We start from the raw sequence: 4,859 nt of genomic DNA, 5'->3' as shown, positions 1-4,859 counted from the left end.
CCCGTGATGGTTTCCCGGCTCTTGGTGGTGAGTCTTTCGGTGTTCATGGGCTCCCCCGGATCGGCGTTGTCCACTGGATTGGACACAACCAGAGTTGAGCGTATTCCACTCAACCTTAGCGCGTGACGCCCATCACTCCCGGCGCCGCCACCGCCAGTCGAACTCGCCGGCCGCCGGCGGCGGGCCGGGCAGCGGGTCCGCGTCCGGCACCGCCGACAGGCCGGCCAGCAGGACCGCGAGCTGCCGGCGGCGCAGTTGGCGGGTCCGCTCCGGATCGGGTACGCGCACCGCGGCGCACGCCTCCAACAGCAACCCCAGATCCTGGACGACGGCGTCGGGGCGCAGCCGCCCACTGGCGCGTGCCCGGTCGACCAGGGCGCTGGCCAGCTCACCGGCGCGCACCGCGTCCCGCCCCATCTCCTCGGTCGGGGTGAAGGTGCCGGCCAGGTGGACGGTGAGCGAGTGCACGTCGGCGTCGACGATCCGGCCGAGGAAGCCGGTGAACGCGGCCCAGTCGTCCGGCTCGGCGAGGGCGGTCTCGGCCTCTGCGACGTACCGGCGTAGCCCGTCGTGGCAGAGCTGACGCAGCAGGTCCTCCTTGCCCGCGTACCGCCGGTAGAGCGCGCTGATGCCGACGCCCGCGCGGTCGGCGACGGCGGCGATCGGGGCCTTCGGGTCGTCGAGGAAGACGGCGCGGGCGGCTTCGAGGATGACCTCGTCGTTGCGGGCGGCCTGGGCGCGGCGACCGCCCAGCGTCTTGCCGGAAGTCGATGACATGTCGTCAGCCTAACAGTGGAACGGATCGTTCCGCTCTGCTACTGTGGTCACAGAACGAAACATTCCGTTCCGAAGGAGTTCCGGCATGAGCGACACCGCGATCCGCCCGTTCCGCGTCGAGATCCCGCAGACCGCCCTCGACGACCTGGCCGCCCGGCTGGGCCGCACCACCTGGCCCGCCGACCTGCCCGGCGCGGGCGACTCCTACGGGATGGGCACCGAGCGGGTCCGCGCCCTCGTCGACAGGTGGCGGGGTGAGTTCGACTGGCGCGCCGTCGAGGCCCGCCTGAACGCCCACCCCCAGTTCGTCACCGAGATCGACGGCGAGCAGATCCACTTCCTGCACGTCCGCTCGTCCCGGCCGGACGCCACCGCGCTGGTGCTCACCCACGGCTGGCCCGGATCGGTGCTGGAATACCTCGACGTGATCGCCCCGCTCACCGAGCCCACCGACCCGGACGCGCCGGCCTTCCACGTGGTCATCCCGTCGCTGCCCGGCTTCGGCTTCTCCGGCCCGACCCGCAACGCCGGCTGGAACCGGTTCCGCATCGCCCGCGCCTGGGCCGAGCTGATGAACCGCCTGGGGTACGACAGCTACGGCGCGGTCGGCAACGACGCCGGTTCGATGATCGCGCCGGAGCTGGGCCGGATCGAACCGCAGCGGGTGCTCGGCGTCCACGTCACCCAGCTCTTCTCGTTCCCCTCCGGCGACCCGGCCGAGTTCGCCGGGCTCTCCGAGGCGGACCAGGCGGCGCTCGGGCACCTCCAGTGGTTCTACGAGAACAAGTTCTCCTTCAACCAGGTGCACAGTCAGCAGCCGCAGACCCTGGCGTTCGGGCTGGCCGACTCACCGGTGGGGCTGCTCGCCTGGAACGCCCAGCTCTTCGACGAGAGCCTGGACGCCGATTTCATCCTGGCCAACGTCGCGCTCTACTGGTTCACCGGGACCGCCGCCTCGGCGATCCGGCTCTACTGGGAGGACGCGCACGCCGGCGAGCCGCCGGCCGGGCCGACCACCGCTCCGACCGCGCTGGCCATGTTCCCCGGCGACTTCCAGTCCATCCGCCGCTTCGCCGAACGGGACCACGCGAACATCGTCCGGTGGACGGCGTACGCGACCGACGTCGCCGGTCGGGGCGACGTCGGCGGCCACTACGCAGCCCACCAGGCCACCGAGGTGCTGGTCACCGACATCAGCGAGTTCTTCGCCAGCCTCCGCCGACCGAATTGATCGACTCGGTTCGCTGAGGGTCGGGGTGTCCGGGCTGTCCGGACACCCCGACATCGTGAAGGCCGAGTCGATCACCCACGGTTGGGCCTGCTCCCTCCAAGATCTGTCTTCTGTTCACGAAGCGGTAGCCTGGGTGAGTGCGAGTACGTGTCGAGCAGACCGCCTTACCCGGGATCGGGGTACGTCACGATCTGGTGACGGAGTCCGGACGCCGCCTGGGCGTTGTCTCCCACCGCAATGGCCGCCGTGATCTCGTCCTCTACGACCCCGACGACCCCGACGCCTGTCAGTCGGACATTCCGCTGACCGACGACGAGGCCGAGGCACTGGCCGACATTCTCGGTGCGTCGCTGATGATCGGTCAGCTCTCCGGGCTCCGCGAGCAGGCCGCCGGTCTGCTCACCGAGCAGATCGCCATCACGGCCGGGTCGCCGTACGTCAACCGGAAGCTCGGCGACACCAAGGCGCGTACCCGCACCAGCGCCTCCATCGTGGCAGTGCTGCGCGAAGGCGAAGTGATCGTTTCGCCACTCCCCTCCTTCCGCTTCGCGGCCGGCGACGTGGTGGTCGTTGTCGGGACCCGCAGGGGTCTCGACGGCGTGTCCGCCATCCTCGCCGACAGTGACCCGGACGGCTGAGGCGGATGCACGATTTCACCACGCTGCTCATCGAAGTCGGTGCGCTGCTGCTGCTGCTTGGGCTCCTCAGCCGGCTCAGCCGGCGCTTCGGCCTCTCTCCCATCCCCCTCTACCTGCTCGCCGGGCTGGCGTTCGGGCACGGCGGGCTGCTGCCGCTGGACGCCAGCGAGGAGTTCTTCGCCGTCGGCGCCGAGATCGGCGTCATCCTGCTGCTGGTGATGCTCGGCCTGGAATACTCGGCCAACGAACTCGTCGGCAACCTGCGCTCGGCAGCGCCGGCAGGGCTGATCGACGGCGTCCTCAACGCGCTGCCCGGCGCGGGGTTCGCCCTGCTGCTCGGCTGGGACTGGGTCGCCGCCCTGGTACTCGGCGGCATCACCTGGGTCTCCTCCTCCGGCGTGATCGCGAAGGTCCTCGCCGACCTGGGCCGGCTCGGTAACCGGGAAACCCCGGTGATCCTCTCGGTCCTCGTCATCGAGGACCTGGCGATGGCTCTCTACCTGCCGCTCGTCACCGCCGTCCTGGCCGGCACCGGCCTGCTCGGCGGCGGGATCGCGCTCACCGTCGCGGTGGGCACCGTACTGCTCGTGCTGGTCCTCGCCATCCGCTACGGCCACCTCATCTCCGCCGCCCTGTCGGCGAAGGACCCGGAGGCGCTGCTTCTGGGCGTACTCGGTCTGACCCTGCTGATCGCCGGCATCGCCGCGTCGCTCCAGGTGTCGGCGGCGGTCGGTGCGTTCCTGGTCGGCATCGCCCTCTCCGGCCCGGTGGCGCACCACGCCACCGAGCTGCTCTCACCCCTGCGGGACCTGTTCGCCGCGGTGTTCTTCGTCTTCTTCGGCCTGACCACCGACCCGCAGGACATCCCGCCGGTCCTGCTGCCGGCACTCGCCCTGGCCGTGGTCACCATGGGGACGAAGACGCTCACCGGTTACCTCGCCGCCCGCCGTGTCGGCATCGCGGAACCCGGTCGATGGCGGACCGGCCTGGCACTCGTACCCCGAGGCGAGTTCTCCATCGTCATCGCCGGGCTCGCGGTGGCTGCCGGGAGCGTCGAGCCACGGTTGGCGGCGCTGGCCGCGACGTACGTCCTGATCACCGTGGTGACCGGACCGATTCTGGCCCGACTGCCTGACTTCCCGTGGTTCAAGCGGTGGTTGCGCACTCGGGCGGCGGCCCAGCGGCGGGAGTCGACACCGGTCCCCGACCCACTGCACTGAGCACCACCTGAACCCGCGGGACGGCCACCGGGAGGGGCGTAATGCCCCTCCCGCCAACGGTTGCGGAATTGCTCCTCATGGGGGCTACCGCAGCAAAGCGTGGGCGGGTTACCGTTTCGCCGCAGCAGCCAGGGTCCGCAGGCAGCGTTGCCAAAACGCGGGCGAGAGCGGAAGGTTGGCCGGTGAGCGTGCAGGAATCGACGTTCCACGGCTTCGCCAACCCCGTCGATCCGACTCCGGCGGAGTTGCGAGCTTGGGCGTACAAGCCCGATTCGGTGCCGTTGGCCTCGATGCCACCCGACTGGGACCTGCTGGTCTCCGGCGACCGACTGGTGTTGACGCTCTTCGAGTTAGCGATGGATCCGACCTGCCCGGCCCGGCGTTTCGCGCTGCACTGCCTGTACATCTACGCGGCCGACGGCATCCGGACGAATTTCCGCGCCCACCCGAAGCGCCGCTTCCGCAAGCTCGTCGAACAGGCCGAGCGGGACGGCGACGAGCTGATGAAGATCTGGGCGCACAACGGCCGGGTGCTGTTGGCCCGACCGGATCTCTTCGTCTACCGGGACTGGTGCGAGGGCGGCCTGGTCCGCGAAAACCGCCGCCTCGGTTGAGAGCGGGCTGATCGCCAGCGGTCTGCGCAGCGGGGTGTTGGTTCCTGCGCCGCTGTGGAGCTGATGTCGCAAACGATTCACCGGTTGGGGTCCCTGACGTGACAGGTGCGGACCACAGCGTGATGTCGTAAACGATTCAGCTCCAAAGGCTCGGTATAGGACCCCCGCCGCTGCGCCCCCGCGTCCCGGCCCGCACCCCGGCGACGGCCAACGGGCCGCGACCCCCGCGCGGAACCCCCGCGTCCCGGCCCGCACCCCGGCGACGGCCAACGGGCCGCGACCCCCGCGCGGAACCCCCGCGTCCCGGCCCGCACCCCGGCGACGGCCAACGGGCCGCGACCCCCGCGCGGAAGCCCCGCGTCCCGGCCCGCACCCAACC

The 4,859-nt window shown here is 70.7% G+C and carries 5 protein-coding genes; 4 read left to right on the top strand and 1 reads right to left on the bottom strand.

Annotated elements, in window-relative coordinates; genetic code table 11:
• Window positions 1-132: 132 nt before the first annotated feature.
• Complete coding sequence (locus KBX53_RS22435) at window positions 133-777, bottom strand: TetR/AcrR family transcriptional regulator (protein ID WP_030332102.1); 645 nt, start codon at window positions 775-777, stop codon at window positions 133-135.
• An 85-nt stretch (window positions 778-862) separates the two neighbouring features.
• On the opposite strand from KBX53_RS22435, the gene KBX53_RS22430 reads away from it, so the two are divergent.
• From KBX53_RS22430 to KBX53_RS22415, 4 genes are all read left to right on the top strand, one after another.
• Entirely contained in the window at window positions 863-2,008 is a 1,146-nt protein-coding gene (locus KBX53_RS22430) for an epoxide hydrolase family protein (protein ID WP_210861461.1), read from the top strand.
• Window positions 2,009-2,145: 137 nt separating this feature from the next.
• On the top strand, window positions 2,146-2,646 hold the full coding sequence (locus KBX53_RS22425; protein WP_210861459.1) for a cation:proton antiporter regulatory subunit: 501 nt from the start codon (window positions 2,146-2,148) through the stop codon (window positions 2,644-2,646).
• Between the two features lie 5 nt (window positions 2,647-2,651).
• Complete coding sequence (locus KBX53_RS22420) at window positions 2,652-3,866, top strand: cation:proton antiporter (RefSeq protein ID WP_030332095.1); 1,215 nt, start codon at window positions 2,652-2,654, stop codon at window positions 3,864-3,866.
• Window positions 3,867-4,048: 182 nt separating this feature from the next.
• Window positions 4,049-4,480: a hypothetical protein gene (locus KBX53_RS22415; RefSeq protein ID WP_030332093.1), complete on the top strand. Its 432-nt coding sequence runs from the start codon at window positions 4,049-4,051 to the stop codon at window positions 4,478-4,480.
• The last annotated feature ends 379 nt before the right edge of the window (window positions 4,481-4,859 follow it).

The organism is Micromonospora sp. M51, from assembly GCF_018070305.1.
Classification (GTDB): domain Bacteria; phylum Actinomycetota; class Actinomycetes; order Mycobacteriales; family Micromonosporaceae; genus Micromonospora; species Micromonospora parva.
The sequence above is the reverse complement of the archived record's forward strand: the minus strand, read 5'-3'. Positions and strand labels throughout refer to the sequence as shown.

Coding starts and splice junctions, on each gene's coding strand:
- KBX53_RS22435 (WP_030332102.1), bottom strand. CDS start 777: ATGTCATCGACTTCCGGCAAGACGCTGGGCGGTCGCCGCGCCCAGGCC.
- KBX53_RS22430 (WP_210861461.1), top strand. CDS start 863: ATGAGCGACACCGCGATCCGCCCGTTCCGCGTCGAGATCCCGCAGACC.
- KBX53_RS22420 (WP_030332095.1), top strand. CDS start 2,652: ATGCACGATTTCACCACGCTGCTCATCGAAGTCGGTGCGCTGCTGCTG.